25 protein-coding genes are annotated in these 22689 nt (G+C 72.8%); 10 read left to right on the forward strand and 15 right to left on the reverse strand.

The annotated features are described in order from the left end of the window. Positions 1-36: 36 nt before the first annotated feature. From ACH47Z_RS34955 to miaA, 5 genes are all read right to left on the reverse strand, one after another. A complete protein-coding gene (locus ACH47Z_RS34955) occupies positions 37-1557 on the reverse strand; it encodes a M1 family metallopeptidase (protein WP_399081024.1) in 1521 nt (506 codons plus the stop codon). 149 nt (positions 1558-1706) lie between these two features. Continuing rightward, positions 1707-3938, reverse strand: coding sequence for a RelA/SpoT family protein (locus ACH47Z_RS34960; protein ID WP_399081025.1), 2232 nt, complete (start codon positions 3936-3938; stop codon positions 1707-1709). A 305-nt stretch (positions 3939-4243) separates the two neighbouring features. After that, positions 4244-5119, reverse strand: coding sequence for a diaminopimelate epimerase (gene dapF, locus ACH47Z_RS34965; protein ID WP_399081027.1), 876 nt, complete (start codon positions 5117-5119; stop codon positions 4244-4246). Between the two features lie 64 nt (positions 5120-5183). Continuing rightward, positions 5184-5744, reverse strand: a complete 561-nt coding sequence (locus ACH47Z_RS34970) for a hypothetical protein (protein ID WP_399081122.1) — start codon at positions 5742-5744, stop codon at positions 5184-5186. A gap of 197 nt (positions 5745-5941) precedes the next feature. Then, positions 5942-6880 (reverse strand): tRNA (adenosine(37)-N6)-dimethylallyltransferase MiaA, encoded by a 939-nt coding sequence (gene miaA, locus ACH47Z_RS34975; protein ID WP_399081029.1) that lies wholly within the window; start codon positions 6878-6880, stop codon positions 5942-5944. 182 nt (positions 6881-7062) lie between these two features. Between miaA and ACH47Z_RS34980 the strand changes: the two genes are divergently transcribed. Together ACH47Z_RS34980 and ACH47Z_RS34985 are read left to right on the forward strand one after the other, a co-directional pair. Then, the gene (locus ACH47Z_RS34980) at positions 7063-7368 is read left to right on the forward strand and encodes a hypothetical protein (protein ID WP_399081031.1); all 306 of its coding nucleotides are present in this window, start codon (positions 7063-7065) and stop codon (positions 7366-7368) included. A gap of 24 nt (positions 7369-7392) precedes the next feature. After that, on the forward strand, positions 7393-7677 hold the full coding sequence (locus ACH47Z_RS34985) for an antitoxin (RefSeq protein ID WP_399081033.1): 285 nt from the start codon (positions 7393-7395) through the stop codon (positions 7675-7677). A gap of 204 nt (positions 7678-7881) precedes the next feature. Here ACH47Z_RS34985 and ACH47Z_RS34990 read toward each other — a convergent pair whose 3' ends face one another. Continuing rightward, a complete protein-coding gene (locus tag ACH47Z_RS34990) occupies positions 7882-8595 on the reverse strand; it encodes a class III extradiol dioxygenase subunit B-like domain-containing protein (protein ID WP_399081035.1) in 714 nt (237 codons plus the stop codon). A 159-nt stretch (positions 8596-8754) separates the two neighbouring features. Beyond that, positions 8755-10284 (reverse strand): tRNA (N6-isopentenyl adenosine(37)-C2)-methylthiotransferase MiaB, encoded by a 1530-nt coding sequence (miaB, locus tag ACH47Z_RS34995; RefSeq protein WP_399081037.1) that lies wholly within the window; start codon positions 10282-10284, stop codon positions 8755-8757. Between the two features lie 436 nt (positions 10285-10720). Between miaB and ACH47Z_RS35000 the strand changes: the two genes are divergently transcribed. Genes ACH47Z_RS35000 through ACH47Z_RS35010 form a run of 3 tightly spaced genes read left to right on the forward strand, consistent with a single transcriptional unit; the run spans position 10721 to position 12036 of the window. Then, positions 10721-11041 (forward strand): hypothetical protein, encoded by a 321-nt coding sequence (locus ACH47Z_RS35000; protein WP_399081039.1) that lies wholly within the window; start codon positions 10721-10723, stop codon positions 11039-11041. A 49-nt stretch (positions 11042-11090) separates the two neighbouring features. Then, positions 11091-11318 (forward strand): hypothetical protein, encoded by a 228-nt coding sequence (locus ACH47Z_RS35005; protein ID WP_399081041.1) that lies wholly within the window; start codon positions 11091-11093, stop codon positions 11316-11318. A 55-nt stretch (positions 11319-11373) separates the two neighbouring features. Then, on the forward strand, positions 11374-12036 hold the full coding sequence (locus ACH47Z_RS35010) for a protein-L-isoaspartate O-methyltransferase (protein ID WP_399081043.1): 663 nt from the start codon (positions 11374-11376) through the stop codon (positions 12034-12036). A gap of 26 nt (positions 12037-12062) precedes the next feature. On the opposite strand, the gene ACH47Z_RS35015 is transcribed toward ACH47Z_RS35010, so the two are convergent. The 5 genes from ACH47Z_RS35015 to ACH47Z_RS35035 form a co-directional block, all read right to left on the reverse strand. Continuing rightward, entirely contained in the window at positions 12063-12737 is a 675-nt protein-coding gene (locus ACH47Z_RS35015) for an RES family NAD+ phosphorylase (RefSeq protein WP_399081044.1), read from the reverse strand. Further along, positions 12734-13429, reverse strand: coding sequence for a hypothetical protein (locus ACH47Z_RS35020; RefSeq protein WP_399081046.1), 696 nt, complete (start codon positions 13427-13429; stop codon positions 12734-12736). Before ACH47Z_RS35020 ends, ACH47Z_RS35015 begins: the two co-directional genes overlap by 4 nt. Further along, positions 13426-13902 (reverse strand): CHAT domain-containing protein, encoded by a 477-nt coding sequence (locus ACH47Z_RS35025; RefSeq protein WP_399081124.1) that lies wholly within the window; start codon positions 13900-13902, stop codon positions 13426-13428. The genes ACH47Z_RS35020 and ACH47Z_RS35025 overlap by 4 nt, the downstream gene beginning before the upstream one ends. After that, entirely contained in the window at positions 13836-14795 is a 960-nt protein-coding gene (locus ACH47Z_RS35030) for a hypothetical protein (protein WP_399081048.1), read from the reverse strand. Before ACH47Z_RS35030 ends, ACH47Z_RS35025 begins: the two co-directional genes overlap by 67 nt. A 101-nt stretch (positions 14796-14896) precedes the next feature. Further along, on the reverse strand, positions 14897-15442 hold the full coding sequence (locus tag ACH47Z_RS35035) for a hypothetical protein (protein ID WP_399081050.1): 546 nt from the start codon (positions 15440-15442) through the stop codon (positions 14897-14899). Between the two features lie 406 nt (positions 15443-15848). Here ACH47Z_RS35035 and ACH47Z_RS35040 point away from each other — a divergent pair, with 406 nt between their 5' ends. The 4 genes from ACH47Z_RS35040 (at position 15849) to ACH47Z_RS35055 (ending at position 18919) form a co-directional block, all read left to right on the forward strand. Beyond that, the gene (locus tag ACH47Z_RS35040; protein ID WP_399081052.1) at positions 15849-16352 is read left to right on the forward strand and encodes a hypothetical protein; all 504 of its coding nucleotides are present in this window, start codon (positions 15849-15851) and stop codon (positions 16350-16352) included. Then, a complete protein-coding gene (locus tag ACH47Z_RS35045) occupies positions 16349-16726 on the forward strand; it encodes a DUF6204 family protein (protein WP_399081053.1) in 378 nt (125 codons plus the stop codon). The genes ACH47Z_RS35040 and ACH47Z_RS35045 overlap by 4 nt, the downstream gene beginning before the upstream one ends. A gap of 55 nt (positions 16727-16781) precedes the next feature. Further along, on the forward strand, positions 16782-17225 hold the full coding sequence (locus ACH47Z_RS35050; RefSeq protein ID WP_399081055.1) for a MarR family winged helix-turn-helix transcriptional regulator: 444 nt from the start codon (positions 16782-16784) through the stop codon (positions 17223-17225). 278 nt (positions 17226-17503) lie between these two features. Continuing rightward, a complete protein-coding gene (locus ACH47Z_RS35055; protein ID WP_399081057.1) occupies positions 17504-18919 on the forward strand; it encodes a hypothetical protein in 1416 nt (471 codons plus the stop codon). Here ACH47Z_RS35055 and ACH47Z_RS35060 read toward each other — a convergent pair. Further along, positions 18916-19341, reverse strand: coding sequence for a MazG nucleotide pyrophosphohydrolase domain-containing protein (locus ACH47Z_RS35060; RefSeq protein WP_399081058.1), 426 nt, complete (start codon positions 19339-19341; stop codon positions 18916-18918). The two genes, ACH47Z_RS35055 and ACH47Z_RS35060, sit on opposite strands and share 4 nt — an antisense overlap. A gap of 105 nt (positions 19342-19446) precedes the next feature. Here ACH47Z_RS35060 and ACH47Z_RS35065 point away from each other — a divergent pair, with 105 nt between their 5' ends. Next, entirely contained in the window at positions 19447-20445 is a 999-nt protein-coding gene (locus ACH47Z_RS35065; protein ID WP_399081060.1) for a TAXI family TRAP transporter solute-binding subunit, read from the forward strand. A gap of 34 nt (positions 20446-20479) precedes the next feature. Here ACH47Z_RS35065 and ACH47Z_RS35070 read toward each other — a convergent pair whose 3' ends face one another. Both ACH47Z_RS35070 and ACH47Z_RS35075 read right to left on the reverse strand, forming a co-directional pair. Then, the gene (locus ACH47Z_RS35070) at positions 20480-21883 is read right to left on the reverse strand and encodes an ATP-binding protein (protein WP_399081062.1); all 1404 of its coding nucleotides are present in this window, start codon (positions 21881-21883) and stop codon (positions 20480-20482) included. Between the two features lie 10 nt (positions 21884-21893). Further along, positions 21894-22580 carry a response regulator transcription factor gene (locus ACH47Z_RS35075; RefSeq protein ID WP_399081064.1) on the reverse strand — a complete coding sequence of 229 codons (687 nt, stop codon included), beginning with the start codon at positions 22578-22580 and terminating at the stop codon, positions 21894-21896. Positions 22581-22689: the final 109 nt, after the last annotated feature.

The raw sequence follows: 22689 nt of genomic DNA on the forward strand, positions 1-22689 counted from the left end.
AGATGGTCGCACGAGGCGGCCCGTCTCGTCACCGTGTTATCGCGTGCTCCGCGGTCCCCCGGAAGCGGCCGGCTCGGCCCATTTGACCGGTGCCTGCGGCTTCCAGTCCGGGTGGCCGGGCATCGGCGGGGTCTTGTCGCCGTACAGCCAGGGCTGCAGGAAGCCGCCGAGGTCGCGGCCGGAGACCGCCGAGGCCAGCCGGACGAAGTCGGCGGTGGTGGCGGTGGAGTCCCGGTGGGTGCGGACCCAGAGACGCTCCAGGCGTTCGAAGGCCGGGCGGCCGATCTCCTGGCGCAGGGCGTAGAGCACGAGAGCGGCGCCGTCGTAGACGTTCGGGCGGAAGATGCCGATCTTCTGGCCGGGCGCGGGCGGCTTGGGCCGGGCGGGCGGGCCACCGGCCTCGCGCCAGCTGTCGGAGGCGCTGTAGGCGGCCTTCATCCGGTCCTCCATGGGCCGGTGCGCGGTCTCCTCGGCGTACAGCTCCTCGTACCAGGTGGCGTGCCCCTCGTTGAGCCAGACGTCGGACCACGCACGCGGGCTCACGCTGTCGCCGAACCACTGGTGGGACAGCTCGTGCACCATGATCGACTCGATGTACCACTTGGGGTAGGCGGGCTCGGTGAACAGGTTCTTCTCGAAGAGCGAGAGGGTCTGGGTCTCCAGCTCGAACCCGGTGGAGGCCTGTGCCATGAGCACGCCGTACGTCTCGAAGGGGAACTTACCGACCTTGCTCTCCATCCAGGCGATCTGGCCGGGCGTCTTGGCCAGCCACGGTTCGAGGGCCTTGGTGTCGGCGCTGGGGACGACGTCACGCATCGGCAGTCCGTGTGGTCCCTCGCGGTGCAGCACGGCGGTGCGGCCGATGGACACCTGGGCGAGTTCGGTCGCCATGGGGTGCTGGGTGCGGTAGGTCCAGGTGGTCGACCTCCCGACCCGGTCCGCGCCCGTGGGCACCCCGTTGGCCACGACCGTGTAGCCGTTCGGCGCGGTGATGTGGAAGGTGAACATCGCCTTGTCGGACGGGTGGTCGTTGCACGGGAAGACCAGGTGGGCCGCGTCGGCCTGGTTCGCCATGGCGAGGCCGTCGGTGGTCTGCACCCAGCCGCCGTCCTGGCCCTTGGCGGGCACGGGGTCGCTGGTGTGCCGCACCGTGATCCGGGTCCAGCTGCCCTCGGACAGAGTGTGGTCCGGGGTGACGACGAGGTCCTCGCCGGCCTGGGTGAAGTCCGCGGGGTGCCCGTCGACCTCGACGGAGCGGACGGTGCCGTGCGTGAAGTCGAGGTTGAGGTGCTCCAGGTCGGCGGTGGTCCAGGCGTCGATGGTGGTGACGGCCTCGAGCGGCTTGTCGTTTCTGCCGGGATAGGTGAAGGACAGGTCGTACGACGCCACGTCGTAGCCGGGGTTGCCCAGGTACGGGTAGAGGCGGTCACCGATGCCCAGAGGCTCGGCCGGGGCCGCGGCGGCGAGGAGGCAGACGGAGACGGCGGAGGCGAGCAGGGCCGCCTTGTGGTGCCGGGAGATCCGGGGCGTGCGCCGGGAGCGGGGGGTGAGCAGCATGGACCACCGCTACCAGTGCGCTGCTCCGCTACGACGGCGACGCGCGCCCGGCCCACCCGAACGGGTTCGGCCCGGACGCCTTCCGATCAGCTTCCAGCCCCTCGTGATCAAGATCCAGCGGCTTCCTGATCATGTATGCCCGGAGTCGCTCAGAAGGCCGGGCCCTGGTGCTGGGCGCGGGCCACGTCGTACACGCCCGGCACGTCCCGCATGGCGCGCATCAGGGCTTGGAGGTGGGCCGCGTCGGGGAGCTGGAGGGTGTACGTGTGCCGTACCCGCTGTTGGGTGGGCGGTTCCACGGTCGCCGAGACGATGTCCGCGCCGGTGGAGGAGATCGCCTCGGTGAGGTCGGCGAGCAGATGGGGGCGGCCGAACGATTCAGCGACCAGCGTGACCCGGATCTCGGTGGTGTCCCCCCAGCGCACGCCGATCTCCGCGCGCCCCCGGCTCTTCATGTGCGCCACCATGGCGCACTCGACGCGGTGCACCGTCACCACTCCCCCGCGGACGGCGAAGCCGGTGATCTCGTCGGGCGGTACGGGTGTGCAGCAGCCGGCGAGCCGTACGGCGGCGCCGGGCCGGTCCACGAGGACGTCCGCGCCCCGGGAGCGGTCGGTGCTCTCCCGGGCCGCGCTGTCCCTGGCCGCGTTCTCCCGCGCTGTGTTCTCTGCGGGGGAAGTGCCGTCGGTCGGTTCGGGGCGGGGCGCGGTCGCCTCCTCCGTCCCGGCGCCGCCGCCGGGGTGGGTCGCCAGCCAGCGCTGGATGGCGATGCGGGCGGCCGGGGTGTGGGCGTGCTCCAGCCACTCGCGGGACGGCTCGGAGGCCGGGTCCTGCCCCATGAGGAGCTGGACGGTGTCACCGTCCTTCAGAACGGTGCTGAGGGTGGCCAGGCGGCCGTTGACCCGAGCGCCGATGCACGCGTGCGCGTCCTCTCCGTACTGGGCGTAGGCCGCGTCCACGCAGGTGGCGCCCTCGGGCAGGCCGAGGGTGCCGCCGTCCGGGCGGAAGACGGTGATCTCGCGGTCCTGGGCGAGGTCCTCGCGCAGCGTCGACCAGAAGGTGTCGGGGTCGGGGGCGGCCTGCTGCCAGTCGAGGAGCCGGGAGAGCCAGCCGGGTCGGGTGGGGTCGACGCGCTCGCCGTCGGCGCCGTCGGAGGCGGGGGCGTCGGAGGCGGGGGCGTCGGAGGCGGGGGCGTACGGATTGCCGAGCGCGACGACGCCGGCCTCGGCGACCTTGTGCATCTGGTGGGTGCGGATGAGGACTTCGACCACCTGGCCGTCGGGGCAGGCGACGGCGGTGTGCAGCGACTGGTACAGGTTGAACTTCGGTACGGCGATGAAGTCCTTGAACTCCGAGACGACCGGGGTCATGCACGTGTGCAGCTCGCCGAGGACGCCGTAACAGTCGGCGTCCTCGCTCACCAGCACGAGCAGGCGGCCGAAGTCGGCGCCGCGCAGTTGCCCGCGTTTGCGCGACACGCGGTGGACGGAGACGAAGTGCCGCGGGCGGATGAGGACTTCGGCCTGGATGCCGGCCTCGCGCAGCACCGCGCGCACCTCGTCGGCGACCTCGGCGAGCGGGTCGCCCGGGCGGGTGGCGTTCTCGGCGATGAGTTCTCTGGTGTGCTCGTACTCCTCGGGGTGCAGGATGGCGAAGACCAGGTCCTCCAGCTCGGTCTTCAGGGCCTGCACGCCGAGGCGCTCGGCGAGCGGGATGAGGACGTCACGGGTGACCTTGGCGATCCGCGCCTGTTTCTCGGGGCGCATCACGCCGAGCGTGCGCATGTTGTGCAGACGGTCGGCGAGCTTGATCGACATCACGCGCACATCGCTGCCGGTGGCGACGAGCATCTTGCGGAAGGTCTCGGGCTCGGCGGCGGCCCCGTAGTCGACCTTCTCGAGTTTCGTCACCCCGTCGACCAGATAACGAACCTCCTCGCCGAACTGTTCCCGCACCTGATCCAGCGTCACGTCGGTGTCCTCGACGGTGTCGTGGAGCAGCGAGGCGGTCAATGTCGTGGTCTCCGCGCCGAGTTCGGCGAGGATGAGGGTCACGGCGAGCGGGTGGGTGATGTACGGCTCGCCGCTCTTGCGCATCTGGCCGCGGTGCGAGGACTCCGCGAGGACGTAGGCGCGGCGCAGCGGGTCGAGGTCGGCGTCGGGGTGGTGGGCGCGGTGCGCCTCCACGACATGGCTGATGGCGTCGGGCAGTTTGCCGCGGACGGCCGGGCCGAGCAGCGCGGCCCGGCCGAGCCTGCGCAGGTCGATCCGGGGCCGGGACTTCCTGCGGTCCGCCCGGGGCACCGCGGGGGCGGTGGCCGCCGCGGACGCCGCGGGCGCTACCGGGCCAGGGGTCGCAGGGTTCGTGGCCTCCGCACTCATGGGCACCTCCGGCTCGTGGACCGGCGGACGGGGCTCCAGGGCGGACGCGGCTCAGGGATGGCGACGTTCCCCCGTCCGTGCCGGTGCTTGATGCTATCGAGCCCACCACGTGCGACCGACCGCCTCTCGCCGAGCGTGAAACGGATCACCCATTCGAGTGATGGAAATGAGGTTTAGGGTTTGCGCCATGTGGCCTGGGCTCGGCTGCGGATGCGGGCGTCCCCGGGCGCCCGCGGGCGCCGGAAACCGCTGTTCCGGGCGCCGGGGGCCGCCGTAGTCGTCGTTGCGTCAGATCTGTCGCCGGGTCAGCGGACGGCGTTTTCCAGCCATTCTCCGTCGATCTCCCCCTCGGCGACGATCACGGCGGGTCCGGTCATCTCGATCTCGCCGTCGGGCCGCTCGGTGATGACCAGGCGTCCGCCGGGCACGTCCACGGTGTACGTGGCCGGGATGCCGGTGACCGCGGGGTCGACGCCGTCGCGCCGGGCGGCGGCCACGGCGACGGCACACGTGCCCGTGCCGCACGAGCGGGTCTCGCCGGAGCCGCGCTCGTGCACGCGCATGGCGACGTGGCGGGGGCCGCGGTCGACCACGAACTCGACGTTCACCCCGTCCGGGTACGCCTCCGCCGGGCTGACCGGGGGCGGGTCGAACAGCCGGCCCGCGTGGGCGAGGTCCGCCACGAAGGCGACCGCGTGCGGGTTGCCCATGTTCACGTTGCGCGCGGGCCAGCTGCGCTCGCCGACGGTCACCGTGACCTCCCCCTCGGGGAGGCGGGCCCGGCCCATGCCGACGGTGACGTCTCCGTCCTTCGCGAGGTGGACGGAGCGCACGCCCGCGCGCGTGGCGATCGTGAAGTCACCTTCGGCCACATGTCCGGCGTGCTGGAGGTAGCGCGCGAACACACGGACGCCGTTGCCGCACATCTCGGCGACCGAGCCGTCGGCGTTGCGGTAGTCCATGAACCACTCGGCCTCGGCGGCCATCGCCTCCGCCTCCGGGTGCGCGGCGGACCGTACGACGTGCAGCACTCCGTCGCCGCCGATGCCGGCGCGGCGGTCGCACAGGGCGGCGACGGCGGCCGGGGGCAGGTCGAGGGCGTTCCCGGGGTCCGGGACGATCACGAAGTCGTTCTCGGTGCCGTGGCCCTTGAGGAAGGGGATGCGCGTGCGCGTGCTCATTCTTCGATCGTACGGGGTGGGCACGACACTCCCCGCGCCGCCCGTGATCAGCCTCGGTGCGGGGCTAGCCGCGCAGGCGGGCCACCCGCCACACCGCGAGGACGACCACCATGGCCACCAGCAGGACGTACCCGATCACCACCCGCCAGTCGGCCCGGCGGCCGGAGCCGCGCGGGGGCAGGCCGGGCCAGGTGTAGCCCACGCGGCGGGCGGCCATCATGCCCCAGCCCGCGGCGCAGGAGCAGATCAGCAGGCCGAGCATGGCGATCACCGCGCCGCTGTCGCCGAAGTCGAAGGCGAGCGGGAAGGCGAACATCAGGGAGCCGACGGCGGACAGTGCCACGATGGGCGCGAGCTGCCAGATGCGCAGCCGGCGCTGCGGGCGCAGCTCGACCTCGACCTCGGGCCCGCTCTCGTACATCTCCTCGGGCGTCGGTCCGTCGGCGGTCACCCCGTCCGGGGACTCGTCGGGGCCGTCATCGGCCAGCCGGTCACCCGGCAGGCGGTCCCCGTCGAGCCGGTCGTCGATCAGCTGCTCGTCGGTCACGTCCGTCAGCCGCTCGTCGGTCCAGCGGTCCCTGTCCAGGCGGTCGTCGGCCGGCCGGTTCTCCGTGAGTCCGCTCATGGTCGGGCAGGCCTCGGCGGGGTCCGGTTCATCGCCGGCGGTGGTGACGTGCTCGGCACTGTGTGCGGTGTCGCGAGGGCCGGCCTCCATCGCCACGCGCCCTCCCAACTAGGCTCCACTTGGTCGATCGAAGCTCGATGATGGCACGGCGCCGAAGGCCGCGATGACCGGCGGCGCATCCCGATGCCATCACGTGATCAGGCTGTAACCGGTCGTTCGACCAACGCCAGCGCCTGGTGCGGAAGTTCCCCGCGGTCGGCCGCGGCCCCACTCAACCAGTGCACCCGGGGGTCCCGCCTGAACCATGAATCCTGACGGCGCGCGAAGCGCTTGGTCGCGCGTACGGTCTCGGCCCTCGCCTCCGCGTCGGTGCACTCCCCGGCGAGCGCCGCGAGGACCTGCTGGTAACCCAGCGCGCGCGACGCCGTGCGCCCCTCGCGCAATCCCTGCGCCCCCAGTGCGCGCACCTCGTCCACGAGACCGGCCTCCCACATCCGGTCGACGCGGCGCGCGATGCGGTCGTCCAGTTCTGGACGAGCGACGTCGACACCGATCTGGACGGTGTCGTAGACCGAGTCGTGCCCGGGCAGGTTCGCGGTGAAGGGCCGGCCGGTGATCTCGATCACCTCCAGCGCCCGGACGATACGGCGGCCGTTGCTGGGCAGGATCGCGCGGGCCGCCTCGGGGTCGGCGGCGGCCAGCCGGGCGTGCAGGGCGCCCGAGCCGCGCAGGGCCAGCTCCTCCTCCAGCCGGGCCCGGACCTCGGGGTCGGTGCCGGGGAACTCGAGGTTGTCCACGGCCCCGCGGACGTACAGGCCGGAGCCGCCGACCAGGATCGGCCAGCGGCCCTCGGCGAGCAGGGCGTCGATCCGGGCGCGGGCCAGTTTCTGGTACTCGGCGACGGAGGCGGTGACCGTCACGTCCCAGATGTCCAGCAGGTGGTGCGGTATGCCGCCGCGCTCCTCGGGCGTCAGCTTGGCGGTGCCGATGTCCATCCCTCGGTAGAGCTGCATGGAGTCGGCGTTGACGACCTCGCCGCCGAGCTGCTGGGCCAGAAAGACGCCGAGATCGGACTTTCCGGCCGCGGTGGGTCCGACGACGGCGATGACGCGGGGGAAGAGGAGTGCACTGCTCACCGCACCAGTTTCGCAAACCTCCCGGTGGGGTCTCGAACGAGTTACGTGACGGGTGGGTTCCCGCGTCGTTGCCCGTGGCGAGGTGCGCCGTCCGGTCCACCGGAGGCGGTGACCCGGGCGGCGCAACCGTACGCACCGGGTGACGCGGGAATTCGCCCGCACGAGTACCGTATGGAGTGGATATGGGCGTGTTTGCTCGAATCTTCGGCAAGTCGAAGGCGACTCCGGAGACGTCGGACGCCGAGGCGACGGCCGGTGTGGAGCCGGACGGGGCCGAGGTGGCGGAGACGGAGTCGACAGAGTCGGAGGCGGCGGAGACGGAAGCCGGAGCGGCGGAGGCGAAGGGTTCGGCCGGGGAAGAGCGCGCGGACGTGTCGGCGCGGTCGGACGCGGGTACGGACGAGTCGTCCGAGGGCTCCGGCATCCCCAAGCAGCAGTCCGCTGAGGAGGCCGCCGACAGCGCGGCCGGCGAGGGCGCCCGCAGGTAAGTGTCCCGCGAGGGAAGGTGGACCATGGGTCTGTTGGACAACATGAAGGCCAAGCTCGGCCCGGCCAAGGACAAGGTGTCGGACCTCGCGCGGCAGCACGGGGACAAGGTCACGCACGGCATCGACAAGGCCGCGAAGGCCGTCGACGAGCGGACCAAGGGCAAGTACAGCGACAAGATCCACGCGGGTACCGGCAAGGCCAAGGAGGCGATGGACCGCCTCGCGCACAAGGAGGGCACCGGTCCGGACACCGGCGCCACGGACCCGGTGACACCCACCCGGCCGGAGGGTCCGCCGCCGGCCTCCTGAGCCATCTGCACGACAGGCGGTCACGAGCCTCCTGTACGGCAGGCGGACAGGGCACACGGATCGGTGGACGGTCGCGGAGCACAGCGGCTCCCGGCCGTCCGCCGTGTCCGGGTACGGCGGCTCGGCTCCTCAGCTCACGTGAAGGCCCCGCCTCGCAGCACCGGCGGGCCTGGAACGTCGGTCCAGAGGCGCACAGGTGGTCTCTTACGACCAAGTGGCGACCACGTACCCGACGCCGTACGGCGCGTCCTCGTACAGCAGTGCGCCGGTGAGGTCCGTGTCCTCGGCGGCGCCGGCCAGGACCTGCCAGGGGGCCCGGCCGGAGGCCTTCAGTTCGTACGCCAGCCGAGCGTCCAGCGCCTTGACGGCGGCCACGTCCGCCGTGCCCAGTGCCCGTGCGACCTCGGCGTCGAAGGGGGCGGCCCGCTCGTCCAGGTAGCCCGGCGCCTTGAGCGTGCGGCACGCGCTGGCGTCTCCCATCACCAGCAGCGCCACCCGCCCGGCCCGGGCGCCGATCTCCCGGCCGGCCTCGATGCACCGCTCGGGCTCCAGGGCCTCCCCGACGCCGAGTCCCTCGATCGGGGCGTCCGCCCAGCCGGTCCGCCCGAGCAGCCAGGCGCCGACGGCGAGCGAGGGCGGCAGCTCGCCCTCGGGGACGGTGTCCGTGGCCGGGCCCAGCCGTACCTCCAGGTCGACGCCGAAGCCGCGGAACGAGCCCGGGGTGCCCTGCAGAAACGGTCCGCGTCCGCTGCGCTCGGCGGGGCCGACGACCACCAGGAGGTCCGGGCGGGCGGCGGCGAGCACTCCGAGCGCGTCGGCACAGGCCGAGCGCGCGGCGTCCATCTCGGATGCGGCACCCGCGGCGACCTCGGGAACGAGCAGCGGAGGGCAGAGGCAGACTGCGGCGGCGACAAGCATGATCGGCAGCGTAACGCCGTGGCAGCACGGACGGGCGGACCAGGGCGGCCGGGAGCCGGTGTCCGGCTCCCGGGCGACCGGGGTGCCCAGGGCAGCCCGGAGCCGAACGCCTCACCCCCAGCCACACCCCCGGTCGTCAGCTGGTGGCCCGGTCTCGGGTCAGTCGCAGCCGCAGCCGCTTCCCGTCACGACCGGCAGCGGAGCCGGGACGCCGATCTTGGGGAGGCCCAGCATGACGCCCGCCGGCTTGGCGGCCTCGGCGGCGTTGCGCTTCTCCCAGGCGTCCCCCGCGCGCGTGCGGCGCACGGCGAGGACGGAGCCCTCGGCGAGGAGGTGGTGCGGGGCGGCGTACGTCACCTCGACCGTGACCACGTCGCCGGGGCGCACCTCCTGCTCCGGCTTGGTGAAGTGGACGAGCCGGTTGTCGGGGGCGCGGCCGGAGAGCCGGTGCGTGGCGCCGTCCTTGCGGCCCTCGCCCTCGGCGACCATCAGCTCCATGGTGCGGCCGACCTGCTTCTTGTTCTCCTCCCAGGAGATCTCCTCCTGAAGGGCGACGAGACGCTCGTAACGCGCCTGGACGACCTCCTTGGGGATCTGGTTCTCCATCGTCGCGGCCGGGGTTCCGGGCCGCTTGGAGTACTGGAAGGTGAAGGCCTGCGCGAACCGGGCCTCGCGGACGGCGTGCAGGGTCTGCTCGAAGTCCTCCTCGGTCTCGCCGGGGAAGCCCACGATGATGTCGGTCGTGATCGCGGCGTGCGGGATGGCGGCCCGCACCTTCTCGATGATCCCGAGGTAACGCTCCTGCCGGTACGAGCGGCGCATCGCCTTCAGGACCGTGTCCGAGCCGGACTGCAGCGGCATGTGCAGCTGTGGCATCACGTTCGGGGTCTCGGCCATGGCGGCGATGACGTCGTCGGTGAAGTCACGCGGATGCGGGGAGGTGAAGCGGACGCGCTCCAGGCCCTCGATGTTCCCGCAGGCGCGCAGGAGCTTGCTGAAGGCCTCGCGGTCGCCGATGTCGGAGCCGTAGGCGTTGACGTTCTGGCCGAGCAGCGTGATCTCGGAGACGCCCTCGGCGACCAGCGCCTCGACCTCGGCGAGGATGTCGCCGGGGCGGCGGTCCTTCTCCTTGCCGCGCAGGGCCGGGACGATGCAGAAGGTGCAGGTGTTGTTGCAGCCGACGGAGATCGACACCCAGGCCGCGTAGGCACTCTCGCGGCGGGTCGGCAGGGTGGAGGGGAAGGCCTCGAGGGACTCCGCGATCTCGACCTGCGCCTCTTCCTGCACGCGCGCGCGTTCCAGCAGGACCGGGAGCTTGCCGATGTTGTGGGTGCCGAAGACGACGTCGACCCAGGGCGCCTTCTTCACGATGGTGTCGCGGTCCTTCTGCGCCAGGCAGCCGCCGACCGCGATCTGCATGCCGGGCCGCGAGGTCTTCTTCGGCGCCAGCCGGCCGAGGTTGCCGTACAGCCGGTTGTCGGCGTTCTCGCGCACGGCGCAGGTGTTGAAGACGACGACGTCCGCGTCGCCGTCGGAGCCTTCCGGGGCGCGCACGTAGCCGGCCTCCTCCAGCAGCCCGGACAATCGCTCGGAATCGTGAACGTTCATCTGGCACCCGTAGGTACGCACTTCGTAGGTCTTGGGTCCCTGAACGTCCACTTCGAGGCTCCGGTCGCTGCTGCTGGTCATGCCTCAAGGGTAGGTGCTCCCTGGAGGACCCCTGCCGCCGTGATCGCGGCAGACCATTCCGGCCACGGACCGTGACTGCCGACGGATTATTACTCTCCGGTTATATGGGTCGGCCATAAGAGCCCTGCGAGCATCTCCCGCAGATGGCTGATCATCGGGGCCGCAGCCGCGACGGCAACCGCCCCCCTCGTCACGGAAGGTCTGGCCGACGCCGGTCAGACCTTCCCCTCCGCACAGCAGGCCCTCCCTCCCGGCGCCGACGGCAAGCAGGCCGGGCTGCCAGTACAACGACCCGGACGGCGCTGCAGGCCGAGGCCGCGCCCGCCGCGGGCCCCCACCACGTCTTCGTGATCAACCTGGAGAACAAGGGGTACGACGAAGCCTGGGCCCCGACTCCAAGGCGCCGCACCTCAGCCAGACGCCGCGCTCGAAGGGCGTGCTGCTCTCGCAGGACCAGGGCATCGGCCACAACAGCCTGGACAACTACCTCGCGCAGATCTCCGGCCAGGCGCCGGACACGGACATCCGTGCCGTCACCCCGCGGTCGGCGCGGTGGAACGACACGCAGAAGGCGCGGGTGGGCGACGAGTACGTCACCCACCAGAACCCCTTCATGTACTTCCACCCCGTCATCGACCAGCAGGACACCTGCGCCGGGCACGTCGTCGACCTCTCGGCGCTCGCCACCGACCTGCAAGGCATCACGGCTGCGTGGACGGCCGTCCGGGCGGGCTGGCCTCCGCCGACGCCTGGCTGAAGCAATAAATCCCGGTCATCACCTCCTCCCCGCCTTCGAGAAGGACGGCATGCTGGTGATCACCTTCGAGGAGTCGGACGGGCCGCAGGAGGACGCCTCCGCCTGCTGCGGCGAAGGCCCGGCCCCGAACACCCCGCTGCCCGGTGTCACCGGCCTCGGCGGCGGCCGTACGGAAGCCGTTCGTACTCTCCCCCGGTTCGGACTGCCGTACCTCGGCTACGCCGGGCAGAAGGGCCTCGACCACTTCGGCACCGACGTGTTCAACGCCGGGACCTGACGGCACCGCCGCCCACACCACAGGCCGCCTAGCCTGGTGGTGTGGTGATCTGCCTGTGAACTCCGTGTCCGGGGAGCCCGAAGATCTCGAACGAGCCCTCAGGGCCGCCGGGATCAGGGACGAGCGACTGCTCGCGGCCGTGCGGACGACACCCCGGGCGGAATTCGTCCCGGCCGGACAGGTGGCCGCCGCCTACCGGGACGTACCCGTGGCCATCGGGCAGGGACAGGTCACCACACAGCCGTCACTGTCCGCCATGATGATCGAGAGCCTCGACCTGGACGGGAGCGAGCACGTCCTCGAGGTGGGTACCGGCCTGGGCTTCCAGACCGCCCTGCTCGCCCAGCTCTCGGCCGACGTGGTCAGCATCGAGATACGGCCGGACATCGCCCGGCAGGCACGCGCGAATCTTGCGCGGCAGGGTGTGCGGAACGTGGAGCTTCGGGTCGGCGACGGCAGCGGCGGCGTGCCGGACCGCGCTCCCTACGACGCGGTCCTTGTGTCGGCCGCGTTCCCGGAGGTACCGGCGCCGCTGGTCGCGCAGGTGCGACAGCGCGGCCGCCTGGTGCAGCCGATCGGGCCGGGCGGGCACGAGCAGGTGATCCGCTTCGAGCGCACCACCTCGGGTCTGGAACCGGTGCGGGTGCTGACCGGGGCCTGCTTCGTCCGGCTGCAGGGACGATACGGCTTCCCGCCGAACGACGCGGAACTTCCCTGAGGACGCCCTCCGGCGGCCTCACACCATCACGGCCACACAGGCTCCGAGATCTCCGCCCGCAGGGGTTCGAGGATCTCGTTCGCGCGCTCACGGCCCGCCCGGGAGCCGAGGTCCGGGATGCCCCGGTCGGGCAGTACCTCCAGGGGGCCTCCGGTGCCGTGCTCGCAGCGGTCGTGGAAGAGGACCATCGCGAACTGGGACCGGTTGCGCCGGGACTCCCAGATCAGCCCCATCGCATCCGGTGCCTGCGCCCGGATCTCGCTCGACCAGCGCCGTGATCTGGCGTAGTTGCTCTCGTCCTCGAGGAGCGTGGAGTCCTGGCAGACGGCGGCCAGGTCCTTGCCGTCGACCAGGGAGACCAGGGTCAGCTCGTACCGGGTGCGCAGGGCGCTCAGCGAGCGCTGCCACACCGTACGGTAGGGAATCGTCCGCTTGCTGTGCGGCCGCTCGAAGGGCCGGGAGCGCAGCACGCTCTCCGCGAGGGCGGTGAGCGCGGTGTCGGCCAGATAGAGGCTGTGGTAGGGATCCAGCACGGTGCCCTCGAAGCGGCCGCCGTCGAAGTGGATGTCGGCGAGCCTCGGGTTGAACTGGTCCGGGGCGTACTGGGACTGGTGCACCCGCCACAGCTCCGTGCCGGCCGGGACGACCTGGCGGTTGGGGCGCAGTTCCAGGTCGATCATGGGGAAGAAGCCGTTCATCATTCCCCCTCCGCCAGTGCGCCGGCCGCGCCGAACAGCCGGTGGTCGGGCAGCCGGCCGAGCAGCGACGCGGGTGTGCCGCCCAGCCAGGTGTTGGCACTGAGCCACCAGGCCGCGGCACCCCAGGGGTCGATCTCCGCGAGCAGCAGCCGGTTGACCTCCAGCACGACCTCGTACGGGGTGCCGTCGCCCGCGGCGAACTGGAACTCCGGGTAGCGGTCGCCGCCGTCCCGGGCGTCCGGGATTCTGATCAGCTCCGGTGGCGGCGGACCGCCGCAGCGGGCCCGCGCCTCGGCGGCGGAGAGGCCGGGTGCCTGCCGTAGCAGGTCCAGTTCCGGGTCCGGGGCCACCGGTTGGGGTTCCGGTCGGTACGGCGGTGACGTGAGCCGGAGCCGTGCCAGCAGGTCCTGGGCCCCTGTCACGGCCCGCGGTCCCGGTGGCGCCGCGACCAGCCGTACGGAGTCCAGTGCCTCGTGCACCGGATGGTCCAACGGCAGCTCGAGGAGCGCCAGGCGGACGCGCTGGAAGGTCCGGCGTACCTCCCGGTCGTCGTCCGGCGCCGTCCCGGCGAGCGCCGCGAGGCGGGTGAGCAGCTCCGCGTACTGTTCGTCGTCCAGGGCCTCGCGGATGCTGTCCAGGTGTGCGCCGATCAGGGCGAGCAACCGTTCCGTCGCCCCCGCGTTCGCGTCGTTCACGCCGTACTCCTCTCCGCCCGCTCCCCCTCGGGGAGGCCGGGATGGCCCGGATGGCCCTGATCGCCTGGATGGCCCTGATGGATGAACCGTGCCCACAGCGAGATGTGTTCGAGCCCCGGACGGCGCATCTCGCGCAGCAACCGGCCGTGCAGCGAGCCCGGGTTCTCGCGCTCGGGGTCGGGCATCCACAGCTGCCCGGCCCGCAACGCGTCGGCGGGGCCGAGTCCGTCGACGTTCATGCACTGGTGGAACACCGCCATGAGCAGGGCCGACGCACCGTCCCGGGCCATCCCGCGGGAACCGGCGACGTCCCGGGCGCCGGCCGCGACGAACGCCGTGGTCAGGGTGAGCGGCCCGTTATCAGCGCCCTGTTGACTCTCCGTCCGGTCCAGGAGCCGCTGCACCGTCAGGTCGCCCTCCAGATGCAGCGCCGAGACCGTGGGCCGGATGCGCGCCGAACCGTGCGAGGCGATGTGGAGCGGCGAGGCCTCGCCGTGGAGGAAGGCGAGGACGTCGTCGGGTGTGCCGGCGGCGGCCGGCTCGCTGCCGGGCAGCTCGGAGATCCCGCCGCACAGCCTGGCCTGCCGGTGGAGGGCGTTCCGCAGAGCCTGACCTCGACCTCGGCGTACGGCAGCGCCATGCCGGGATCGGCCGGCAACACCGGGGCCGTCGCCGCGCCCCGGGGCGCGCGTCCGAGCGCCGCTCCCTCGCCCTCGCTCCGGCCCAGGAGGCGCCGCTCCGGGTCGGCGAGGACGGGGGCGAGCACCTCGTGGGCGTGGGCCCAGTCGCAGAGCGCGTCGAGCGTCTCCTCCCAGGCCTGTTCCACGGCGGGGTCGGTGCGGTGGTCGCGTACGGCGGCCTCACGGGCGGCGGTGGCGGCGAGGTCGGGCCCCGCGCGTTCGGCCCAGGCGAGGAACGCGGAGAGGTCGGGTGCCGCACCGGCCAGGGCCGGCTGCGGCGGCAGTGGTGCGATGAGCGCGAGCAGGAACAGCGCCGCCCACCGCCGGTCCTCCTCGGCCGCGGTGGCGCCGAGCGCGCCCCCCGGGTCCCGCGCCTGCCGCAGCAGCGTCTCCGCGCGCTCGCGCTCCGCCGCCTCGCCGCCCCAGGCCAGGTGCCGCATGGCCGGCGCGCCGCCCAGCCGGACGCCCACCGCGCTGCGCAGCCGGGGGTCGTGGTCGAGCAGCCGCGTCAGCTGCTCGAGTTCGGCGACCGACGTGCCGTAGTCCCGGCGGGGTACGACACCCGCCCGCAGCGGCACCGCGTCGGGTGTCAGCCCCGGGGTCAGCCGCCTGGCCCGCGCCATGGCGTCGTCCGCCCAGGTCCGCAGCCCTCGTACGCCGCCGCCCTCCTCGTCGCTCACCGGCATCCGCCCTTCCCTGTCCTCCTCGGCTGCCCGGCCGCCCTGGAACCGCCGCCACTGTGCCGCCCCTCTGGGGCCGAGGCCAGTGAGAATCCGCAACTGCCGTGTCAGCGCCCGGAATCCGCCCCGGACACGCCCAGGCCCGCCCGCATCTCGCGCCGCATCCGCCGCAGTCGGCCCCACTGGGCCTCGATGCCCACCCGTGCGACGTCCGGCGCGTCCCCGGCCCGCGGGACACCCTCGTCCAGCCGGCGCACCATGCCGTACAGCGCGCCCAGTTCGCGGCTGAGGTCGCCCGCGAGGTCGAGCACCGGTTCCGGCATCCGCATCTGTGCCTGCGCGTACGCGTCCCGGTACTGGTCGCGCGCCTCGGCCAGCCGCTGCCGTACGGCCCGTGCCTCCTCGTCCCGTCCCAGGGCGTGCATCTGGTCGGTGAGGGCGGCCAGATACTGGCGGGCGGCGGTGTTGAGCGCGACGTAGCACGCGCGCAGTTCCCGGGCCTCTCCGCGCCGCTCCCGCACCCGCTCGGCGTGCTCCAGCTCGCGCCGGCGGCTGCGGTAGGCCGCGCGCTGGGTCAGCAACGCGGACAGCAGCGTCCCGACGACACCGACGACCGCGACGGCCACCGACACGGTCGCCCCTCCGATGTCCACGCCGTCCCCCTCCATCGCTTGGCTCCCCCGTCACCGCCGTCTCCCCTCCGCCGCCCGACTCCCACGTCTCCGTCCGTCATCCGGCTCCCCCTTCACCGCCGTCCCACTCCGCCGCCGGATCCCCGTCACCGCCGTCTCCCGTCCGCCGCCTGACCCCCGTCACCCCGTCCCACCTCCGCCGCCCGACTCCCCTGCACTGCCACCTCCCCCCATTAGCCGGGCTCCCCCGCCACCATCGCGCCCCTCCCGCCGCCCGACTCCCCCGTCATCCAGCCCCCCGTCACCACCGTCCCCCTCCACCGCCCGGCTCCCCACCACCAGCGAAGCAGCGGTCACCGGGCCGGCGGAACTCTCGGGCCGAGCCCCGCCCGGGGTTCGCCCGGGCGGCGGCCACCGGGCGGGGCGAATGGGCGTGGGCCGGTCGAATCCCGGGCGTGGTACGGGAGTTGACGGAAACGCGGGTGCGAAGGGGGCCGGGCCGGGGCCATCCTGGGGTCACGGGGGACGACGGGCCGGCGGGAACCAGGTGTTCCCGTCGGCCTGGTGCGCGCCTGCGCGCCCACTGCACTTGCGGGTGTCCCCCTCCTCGGGGCCTGGCGCCACGCGCCCTGCACGACATCGCGCCGCGGTGGCCGCGGGCCGGTTCGAGGTGGAGGACCCGGACCTCGCGCCGGCGGTCACGGCGGGCGCGACCCTGGCCCTGGGCTCCCTGCTGCACGCGCAGCCCGACCGCGACGACGGGGCCTTCACGGATCTGGTCGCCCGGGGCCTGCTGCGTCAGTTCGGCATCCCCGCCGACGAGGCCGCCCGGATCTGCTCCCTGGACCTGCCCGACCTCGACGAGGAACCAGCCGCCCTCGGGAAACCCGGTGGAGCCGACGCGCCCGCCGTGCCTAAGGTCGCGGGATGAGTACTCGTACCTTCCGGATCACCGTCCGCGGCGTCTTCGACGGCCTCACCGACGCCCAGCGGGCCGCGCTGCTGGCCGACGCCGCCGAACACGACGTCCTGCGGGCCGCGTTCACGCCCGAGGGCACCCTCACCTACGACATCGCCGCCCGCCCCGCCTTCGTCTTCCGCTTCTCCGACACCGGCGAGGAAGAGGAGGACATCCTGGAGGCGACCGAGCGGGCCGAGGAAGCGGCGAAGGCCTGGCTGGCCGGGCGCGGCTACGGCTTCAAGCAGCTGCGTTCCAGCGCCGAGGACCTCTCCCAGGCCCCGATGGGCAAGCGGCAGCGGCGCGCGGCGCGTGCCGACGGTTTCCACGGTTTCAACGGGGCATAAACTTGAGTACTCAAGGATCTGGCAATGAGTGGGTCTGCGACACGGGGGAGTGGCGATGAGTGACACCCTCGACGCGGCCCTGCGGCTGGTCAGGGCACAGACGGCGCTCGTACGGCGCTTCGACTCCCGGCTGAGCGGGCTGCACGGGGTCAGCCTCGCCGACTTCACCCTGCTCCTGCGGCTGGGGCAGGCGCCGGGCGGCCGGATGCGCCGGGTCGACCTCGCCGAGGCCCTGGGCCTGACCGCCTCCGGGGTCACCCGCGGGCTGGCCCCGCTGGAGCGGATCGGGCTGGTGACCCGCGAGTCCGATGCCCGGGACGCGCGCGTGGCGTACGCGTCACTGACTCCGACGGGCCGGCAGCGGCTGACGGAGATGCGCGCCACGGCCGAGGAGACCGCCGCCGAGGTCTTCGCGGCCTCGGCATGGAGCGCCGAGGACATCGCACAACTGTCGGGACTGCTGACCCGGCTCGGCGGCGCCGGTCTCGACAACCGCTGAGATCGGGTCAGTTACGGCGGGCCGCCGTCCGTCCGCATCCGGGCGGCGGTCGGCCTCAACACGGCCGAAATCTGGCGGAGTTCGGGTCAGCGGCGGCCCGAACTCGCCGTGTCACACCTCACGTTCACCTGTGGCCGGATGGTGAGGGAACGATGGGTGCGGCGTGGCATGCTCATGGCCTGACATCAAGTTACCGGCTGGTTCTACCTATGAGTAGCCCGCTCGTCGGTACCTCTCTACCACCCCCACCCCCCTCAGGACGTACCTTGCGCAGACGCATGAGGCACCGGCGCGCCCTGCTGCCCGCCTTCGCCGTGTCCACCCTCTTCCTCGCCGCGGCCTGTTCCTCGCCCCCGCCGCACACCGAGCCGTCGGCCGCCGCCGGGCCCGGACAGCGGATCACGACCATCGACCGTACGGCCGACGGCACCGACCACTCGCTCACCGTCGCAGCCGCTCCCGCCACCACCCCGACCGCCACGGCGGGACCCCCCGGCACCGGGCAGCGGGCGCACAGGACCACGCTCGCCGTCAGCTCGTACGACAGCCGCACGCGACGGGCCGTACTCTCCAACAGGCCATCCGGGAAAGGGAGTTCTCCCACCGCTCTCTCCCCCTCCCCGTCCCCCTCCGCCGCCCCGCACCGGACCGCGGTGGGCGATGTGATCGCCAGCGCGCCCGCGCCCGGGGCGCCGCACGGGCTGCTCGCCAAGGTCACCAAGGTGGTCGGTGAGTCGGACCGCGGCACGGAGGTGCAGACGGAACCGGCCACGCTCAACGCGCTGCTCGGCGACGACACCGCGAAGGGTGCCGTACCGGTCGACCCCTCGTCCTTCACCGTCGACAAGCTGCTGCCCGATGTGAAGGTGTCCTGGGCGAAGGCCGGTGACGTGCGGGTCGGTCCCGAGGGCGGGACCGTGCCGCTCGGCAGCCTCCGGCTCGACGTGCGCGCCGAGGTGCCGACGGCCGCTGACGCCCCGGCCTCGGCGAGCGCCTCGGTGCGCGGCTACGTCCAGGTCGCCCCGCGGGTCGACTTCGCCTACGGGGGCAGCGGGACGAACGCGGCGCCCGGCTCGGCGTACCTGGGCGTCTCCGGCACGTGGACCTCGGGCTGGTCGGTCGGGGGCCGGGCCGCCGCGACCACCGGCGCCCCGCTACGGATCCCGTTCGCCAAGCTGCACGCCGACCCCGTCCTCCAGGTCGGCCCCGTCCCGGTCGTCGTCAACCTCGACCTGACCTGTTACGCCCGGATCAGCGGCGACGGGCGGGTCACCGTCGACGTCGAGCAGAGCCTCAAGGGCGCCTTCAGGGCGGGCGGCACCTTCGGCCCGTCCAGGGGCTGGACGCCGGTCAGCTCCTCGGACATGACGAGCACCCCCGTACACGCCTCCGTCACCAGCGCCGGGAGCCTGAAGACCGCCCTCGGCGCCGAGGCCTCGGTCGGCCTCTACGGCACCGTCGGCGTCACCGCGGACCTGGCCCCGTACCTCCGCGGCGAGGCCTCCGGCACGGTCTCCGGCTCGACCGGTGCGGGCGGGGTGAAGGCCGGGCTGGCCTGGGGGGTGTACGGCGGGGTCGACCTGTCCGGGACCCTGCGGCTCCAGCTGTCCCTCTTCGGCACGCCGGTCGTCCAGCGGGACATCCCGCTCGGCGTGCTGCACCGCGAGTGGAAGCTGGCGGGCGGCACGCTCTAGCCGAGACCGGAACCGTCCTGCCCCGCCGCCGGTATCCAGCCCTGGCGGCGCAGTACGGCCGACACGTCCGGCGCCCGGTAGTGCTCCCCCTTGAGGACCTTGCCGTCGGCCCGGCGGGCGACCTGTCCGTCCGGGCCGAGCTTGCTCATGTTTGCGCGGTGGATCTCGGCGATCACCTGATCGAGGTCGAAGCCGTGGACGAGGGCCGTGCCGTAGGCGACGTACACCACGTCGGCCAGTTCGTGTGCGAGCCTGTCCAGCGGGCCCTCGACCGCGACCTCGGCGACCTCCGCGGCCTCCTCGGCGAGCAGTTCCCCGCGGTGCGCGGCCAGTTCAGGAGCCACCTCGGTCGGCGTGCTGCGGGCGTCGAGGCCGAAGGCGTGGTGGAATTCACGGACGAGGTCGGCGGGCGAAGTGCTCATGCGACGACTCTAACGGCCACCACTGACAACGCCCTGGGCCGCTCTCCGGCCCCGGAGTGACCTCGGCCCTGGCCAGCGCGGTGCGTCGGCTGGCAGGATCGCCGCATGTCAAAGGTGTTCCCCCGGCCCGGCAGGCGCCGGGCGCTGCCGGTCGCGGCCGCCGGAGCGGTGGCGCTCGGGCTGCTGCTGTGGTGGCTGCTGCCCCTGGGCCAGAAGCCGCCGAGCGGGACGATCGTCTTCAGCACGGGCACGGCCTCGGGGGTCTACCAGGAGTATGGCGAGCGGCTGCGCAGCGAGCTGGCCAAGGACATGCCCGGGCTGAAGGTGGAGCTGCTCAACAGCGCTGGTTCGCAGGAGAACGTGCAGCGGGTGGCGACCGGCAGGGCCGACTTCACCATCGCGGCGGCGGACGCGGTGGAGACGTACGAGCTGGAGCACGGCAGCGGCGCCGGGCGGCTGCGCGGGGTGGCCCGGCTCTACGACGACTACGTGCATCTCATCGTGCGCAGCGGCTCGGACATCAGGAGCGTGGCGGACCTGCGGCACAGGCGGGTGGCGATCGGGCTGCCCGACTCCGGGGTACGGCTGATCGCCGACCGGGTGCTCAGGGCCGCCGGAATCGACCCGCGCACGGACATCACCCCGGTCGCGGACGGCATCGACACCGGGCCGGAGCGGCTGCGGCAGAAGAAGATCGACGCGTTCTTCTGGTCGGGCGGCCTGCCCACCAAGGGGCTGGTGCCGCTGGCGCAGAGGTCCGCCTTCAAGTTCGTGCCGATCGACGGCAGCCTCGTCGCCGAGCTGCACAGCGAGGGCCAGGAGACCCGTTACTACCGGCCCGCCAACATCCCCGAGTCGGCGTACCCGGCCGTACAGCAGGGCAACGAGGTGCCCACGATCGCCGTCTCCAACCTCCTCATGACCCGCACGGACGTGGATCCCCGGCTGACCGAGTGGGTGACCCGCACGGTCATCAAGAGCCGCGACGGCATCGGCGCGCACGTCCACTCCGCCCAACTGGTCGACCTGCGCACCGCGATCTACACCGACCCGCTCCCCCTCCAGGAGGGCGCCCGCCGCTACTACCGCTCGGTGAAGCCCTAGCGGGACGGGCGGGAGCCCCCTGTCGAACCGGTCCTCAGCGCTCTCCGTGCCGCGGCACCGCCACCGTCACCCGCAGCCCGCCCCCGTCGTGGTGGTCGTACTCGATCGAGCCGCCGCCCGCCTCGAGCAACGCGCGGGTGATGGACAGGCCGAGGCCTGAGCCCTTGATGTTCTGGTGGCGGCCGCTGCGCCAGAAGCGGTCGCCCACGCGGGCGAGTTCCTCGTCGGTGAGGCCGGGGCCGGTGTCCGTCACCACGATCGTGGAGGTGGCGCCGTCGGCGGCCACGGTGACCGTCACCGTGCCGTCCGCAGGGGTGAACTTCACGGCGTTGTCGATCACCGCGTCCAGGGCGCTGGACAGGGTGATCGGGTCCGCCCAGGCCGTCGTGGGCGGGCAGTCGCCCGTCAGCCGGACGCCCTTCGCGTCGGCGGCCGGGGCCCAGGCCGCCACCCGCTCCTCGGCCAGCGCGCCGACGTCGGTCAGGCTCAGGTCGGCTTCGGCGTGCTCGGCCAGCGCCAGGTCGAGCAGGTCGTCCAGGACCTGCGCGAGGCGCTTGCCCTCGGTGCGGACCGAGGCGATCTCCTCGTTGCCCTCGGGGAGTTCGAGGGCGAGCAGTTCGATGCGCAGCAGCAGCGCCGAGAGCGGGTTGCGCAACTGGTGCGAGGCGTCCGCGACGAAGGCGCGCTGCTGCTCCAGCACGTCCTCGACGTTGTCCGCCATCTCGTTGAACGACCGGGCCAGCCGTCTGAGTTCCGGCGGCCCGCCGGCGGCCGCGACCCGGGACTTCAGGCGCCCGGTGGCGATGTCGTGGGTGGTGGCGTCCAGCACCCGCACCGGCCGGAGCACCCAGCCGGTCAGCCGCAGCGCCGCGCCGACGGCGAGCAGCATCGCCGCGCTCTCCCCGGCCCCGATGAGCAGCCAGCTGTGCAGGGTCCCGGAGCGCATCTGCCCGGTGGGCGAGTCGGTGACCACGACCGCCACGACGTCCCCGTCCCGGATCACCGGCGAGGCGACGATCACCCGGCTGCGCTGCCAGGGCCACACCTGCCGCGGGTCATGGCTGCGCCGGCTGAGCAGCGCCTCGTCGAACGCCTCCCGGACCTCCCCCCTCTGCGGGACGAACCAGTCGTCGGGCGCGTTGGCCATCGCCGAGCCGTTGCGGTAGAAGACGCCCGCGCGAATGCCGTAGACGCCGTAGTAGCTGTCGAGTTCGCTGCGCAGGGCCTCCAGCCGCTCGTCCGTGCTCGTACGGCGGGACCCGCTGGGCCCGTCGGTGACGAACTGGGCGAGCGCGGCGAAGCGCGCCGTGTCGTCGATCCGGTCGACGACGACCCGCTGCTGCTGGGCAGCGGCCACGCTGACGGCGAGCGGGACACCGAGGGCGAGGAGGACGGCCGCCATCAGAACGAACAGCAGCGGCAGCAGACGTGCGCGCAACCCGGCCCCGCTAGGCGGCCGGCGCGACGAGCCGGTAGCCGACCCCGCGTACGGTCTCGATCAGCGCGGGCATGCGCAGTTTGGCGCGCAGGGAGGCGACGTGCACCTCCAGGGTGCGGCCGGTGCCCTCCCAACTGGTGCGCCAGACCTCGCTGATGATCTGCTCGCGCCGGAAGACGACGCCCGGGCGCTGTGCGAGCAGGGCGAGCAGGTCGAACTCCTTGCGAGTCAGCTGGATGACCGAACCGTCCACCGTGACCTGCCGGGTGGGCAGTTCGATGCGGACCGGGCCGAGCAACAGCGAGCTGTCGCCGCCGGTGCCCGCGTCCTCGTGGACGGTGCGCCGGCTGACGGCGTGGATCCGGGCGAGCAGTTCCCCGGTGTCGTACGGCTTCACGACGTAGTCGTCGGCGCCCAGGTTGAGCCCGTGGATGCGCGAGCGGACGTCGGAGCGCGCGGTGACCATGATCACCGGGGTGCTGGTGCGTTTGCGGATCTTGCCGCAGACCTCGTAGCCGTCCTGGTCGGGCAGGCCCAGGTCGAGCAGGACGACGTCGAAACCGCTGCCCTCGGGGACGAGCGCCTGGAGGGCTTCCTCGCCGCTCCGCGCGTGCGTGACGTCGAATCCGTGCCGGGCGAGCACGGCGGACAGGGCCGCGGCGACATGGTTGTCGTCCTCGACGAGCAGCAGCCTCATCCCGGCCCCCTCCGGTTCAGCGGTCGTACGGTGTGGGTTCCCGTGCGTCTTGTAGTGCACGCGCGCGTGCACCATGGCAGTCACGCCGATGGAGAAGGACGGCGTCAAG

This window comes from Streptomyces sp. NPDC020192 (assembly GCF_044388685.1).
Lineage (GTDB): Bacteria > Actinomycetota > Actinomycetes > Streptomycetales > Streptomycetaceae > Streptomyces.

Excerpts from the sequence above, each read along its gene's own strand:
- ACH47Z_RS34955 (WP_399081024.1), bottom strand. The coding sequence starts at position 1,557 with ATGCTGCTCACCCCCCGCTCCCGGCGCACGCCCCGGATCTCCCGGCAC.
- ACH47Z_RS34960 (WP_399081025.1), bottom strand. The coding sequence starts at position 3,938 with ATGAGTGCGGAGGCCACGAACCCTGCGACCCCTGGCCCGGTAGCGCCC.
- dapF (WP_399081027.1), bottom strand. The coding sequence starts at position 5,119 with ATGAGCACGCGCACGCGCATCCCCTTCCTCAAGGGCCACGGCACCGAG.
- ACH47Z_RS34970 (WP_399081122.1), bottom strand. The coding sequence starts at position 5,744 with ATGAGCGGACTCACGGAGAACCGGCCGGCCGACGACCGCCTGGACAGG.
- ACH47Z_RS34980 (WP_399081031.1), top strand. The coding sequence starts at position 7,063 with ATGGGCGTGTTTGCTCGAATCTTCGGCAAGTCGAAGGCGACTCCGGAG.
- ACH47Z_RS34985 (WP_399081033.1), top strand. The coding sequence starts at position 7,393 with ATGGGTCTGTTGGACAACATGAAGGCCAAGCTCGGCCCGGCCAAGGAC.
- ACH47Z_RS34990 (WP_399081035.1), bottom strand. The coding sequence starts at position 8,595 with ATGCTTGTCGCCGCCGCAGTCTGCCTCTGCCCTCCGCTGCTCGTTCCC.
- miaB (WP_399081037.1), bottom strand. The coding sequence starts at position 10,284 with ATGACCAGCAGCAGCGACCGGAGCCTCGAAGTGGACGTTCAGGGACCC.
- ACH47Z_RS35005 (WP_399081041.1), top strand. The coding sequence starts at position 11,091 with ATGCTGGTGATCACCTTCGAGGAGTCGGACGGGCCGCAGGAGGACGCC.
- ACH47Z_RS35015 (WP_399081044.1), bottom strand. The coding sequence starts at position 12,737 with ATGATGAACGGCTTCTTCCCCATGATCGACCTGGAACTGCGCCCCAAC.
- ACH47Z_RS35030 (WP_399081048.1), bottom strand. The coding sequence starts at position 14,795 with ATGCCGGTGAGCGACGAGGAGGGCGGCGGCGTACGAGGGCTGCGGACC.
- ACH47Z_RS35040 (WP_399081052.1), top strand. The coding sequence starts at position 15,849 with ATGGGCGTGGGCCGGTCGAATCCCGGGCGTGGTACGGGAGTTGACGGA.
- ACH47Z_RS35045 (WP_399081053.1), top strand. The coding sequence starts at position 16,349 with ATGAGTACTCGTACCTTCCGGATCACCGTCCGCGGCGTCTTCGACGGC.
- ACH47Z_RS35050 (WP_399081055.1), top strand. The coding sequence starts at position 16,782 with ATGAGTGACACCCTCGACGCGGCCCTGCGGCTGGTCAGGGCACAGACG.
- ACH47Z_RS35055 (WP_399081057.1), top strand. The coding sequence starts at position 17,504 with ATGAGGCACCGGCGCGCCCTGCTGCCCGCCTTCGCCGTGTCCACCCTC.
- ACH47Z_RS35060 (WP_399081058.1), bottom strand. The coding sequence starts at position 19,341 with ATGAGCACTTCGCCCGCCGACCTCGTCCGTGAATTCCACCACGCCTTC.
- ACH47Z_RS35065 (WP_399081060.1), top strand. The coding sequence starts at position 19,447 with ATGTCAAAGGTGTTCCCCCGGCCCGGCAGGCGCCGGGCGCTGCCGGTC.
- ACH47Z_RS35075 (WP_399081064.1), bottom strand. The coding sequence starts at position 22,580 with ATGAGGCTGCTGCTCGTCGAGGACGACAACCATGTCGCCGCGGCCCTG.